Here is a 2,165-nt window from a genome sequence, read left to right as displayed (position 1 = left end):
ACGGATTTGCGGTCTCCAACGCGGCACGTGTACGAAACGGCAACAGGCCCTAGACGTCGCCCTGTTTACCGGCGCTTACGCGATCAGCGCGCCTGCCCTGGCGCCGGTTTCCGCACGATATACCACGCGAACGGCCTTGTTGGCGGGTATGGGCGTGTTCACGCTCGGCAACATAATCACGGCGCTTGCGCCCACATTGGGTGTCTTTTTGACCGCCCGCTTGATTGCCGGTGTCGGGGCCGGCATGTACTCGCCGCTGGCGACGTCCAGTGCCGCTAACATGGTGGGCCCGTCACAGCGCGGTCGCGCCTTGTCCCTGGTGCTGGCCGGTTTGAGTGTCGGAACGGCCCTCGGTGTGCCGTTCGGCCTCCTGATCGAGGCGTATTTCGGCTGGCGGTCGACGATAGCGCTCATTGTCTTTCTGGGGCTTCTTTCGGCATTCGGCCTCATGATGCGGGCCGGTGCATACCCCAGATCGGAACCCATGGCTTGGCGAGAGCGACTTGGTGCGCTGAAGGATGTGTTTACCCTATCCACCCTGGGTGTGACGCTATGGACTGGCATCGCGTCACTGGGACTCTATACCTATATCGCTGAGATATTGTCTTCCCGGGCCATGGGGGCTGTGACCGATACTTTCATATGGTTGTGGGGTATCGGCGGCATGCTGGGCGCATTGTTGATTGGCCGGTTTATCGATCGATACGTGACGCCAATAAAAGCGACGTCAATACTGATCTCGCTATTGGGCGTTGGTTTTGTGCTGGTTGGATATGCACCGATCGCCCTGGCGGGTGCGGGGTGCTTTATCTGGGGCCTGTGTGGCTGGGCCAGCATGGCGCCGCAACAGCACGCCCTGGTCACGCATGCACCCCGGCATGCTACGGCATCCGTCGCCTGGAATTCGTCGGCTAATTATCTCGGCAGTGGTATCGGGGCCGCGCTCGGTTCGGCGGCGTTGGGCGCGCATATAGCCGCAGCCTGGTTGCCCGTCGGGGCGCTCATGGCGTCCTCGATGGCGTTATTGATTCACTTGATCAAGGCCCGAAAGGCGCGTGTAACCGAAAGCCCGTATGGGTTGGATTGCTCTGAGCCGTAAAAGCAGCTGACGGGCAGGAATCCGGCCAGCCGTTCAATCATGGGCATCGAGTGGATGCCGTGGTTGCGGCGTCACGGGCTGAGGCCGCCGGATGTGGCAAAGACTGACAGTGCGCGCCGGGCGCGTTGATGATTAATGCCGTGTGGCGCCCCGGAAGGCGGCGGCCAGTTCCTCGATGGCAGCGCGCTGCCGTGCATGCTTGATATTCGAGTGGAGCATGATGGGCAACGAGGGCAGTTCCGGGAGCCCGAGTTGGCGACCGATATCAATTGCGCCAAGCGGGAGCATACGCGGCGCCAGCGCGGCAACGCCTAGGTTCGCCATAACGGCGGCGGATACCGCGGCGACGCCGCCGCCGACGAATGCTTCGGCCCAGGAGATACCGGCCGCGTCGAGAAGGCGGCCGGTCATCATGCGCACCTCGCAGGGTTCTGCGAGCGTGGCCACCGATAAGGGTTCATCAGCTCGATGTCGCCAGTCGGGTGCGGCGAACCAGCCGAATTTTTCCTGGCCCAGACATTCGCCGTCGCTGCGGCCGGTATCCATGCGAACGAGGACAGTATCCAGCTCTCGGTGTTCGAATTTTCGGAGCAGATCGGTCGACGACCCGATCCGGATTTCCATTAACAATTCGGGGTCCCGGGCGTTCATTCGAGCAATCAACGCCGACAGGCCAGGGCCGGCGACATGGTCGCTGATGCCGATTGTCAGACGTTGGCGCGCGCTTGTCAGAGCGGCATAGGCCCGGTCGTGTGCTTCCAGCAATTCCTGGGCGCGCGGCAGAAACGCTGAGCCGTGCGCTGTAAGCGTTACCCATCTCGGCGTTCGCTCAATGAGACGGTAGCCCAGCCTCGCTTCCAGCCGCTTGAGCTTCAAGCTGACCGCCGACTGAGTTGTGCCCGTAACGTGCGCCGCACGCGTAAAGCTGCCGAGCTCGGCGATGCGCACGAATGCTTGAACGGCAGACAGGTCAAGTGGCCGGTCAGTCATTTCAAATAGTAATCATTGAAATCATACGTAAGTACTTAAGCCTCGACGTCAACGGCCTGGAGACCGAGTTGCATCC

The 2,165-nt window shown here is 61.6% G+C and carries 2 protein-coding genes; one reads left to right on the top strand and one right to left on the bottom strand.

Annotated features, from left to right (window positions below):
• A partial coding sequence (locus ACS8Y6_RS18305) for an MFS transporter (RefSeq protein ID WP_440856233.1) occupies positions 1-1,099 on the top strand: 1,099 nt, incomplete at its 5' end.
• Between the two features lie 132 nt (positions 1,100-1,231).
• Here the strand turns inward: ACS8Y6_RS18305 and ACS8Y6_RS18300 are convergent.
• A complete protein-coding gene (locus tag ACS8Y6_RS18300) occupies positions 1,232-2,089 on the bottom strand; it encodes a LysR family transcriptional regulator (RefSeq protein WP_440856232.1) in 858 nt (285 codons plus the stop codon).
• Positions 2,090-2,165: the final 76 nt, after the last annotated feature.

The organism is Salinisphaera sp. RV14 (assembly GCF_052044135.1).
GTDB lineage: Bacteria > Pseudomonadota > Gammaproteobacteria > Nevskiales > Salinisphaeraceae > Salinisphaera.
This window is presented reverse-complemented; position numbering and strand designations above follow the sequence as displayed.

What these genes read in the sequence shown, in the direction of transcription:
- ACS8Y6_RS18300 (WP_440856232.1), bottom strand. Translation starts at nt 2,089, where the DNA reads ATGACTGACCGGCCACTTGACCTGTCTGCCGTTCAAGCATTCGTGCGC.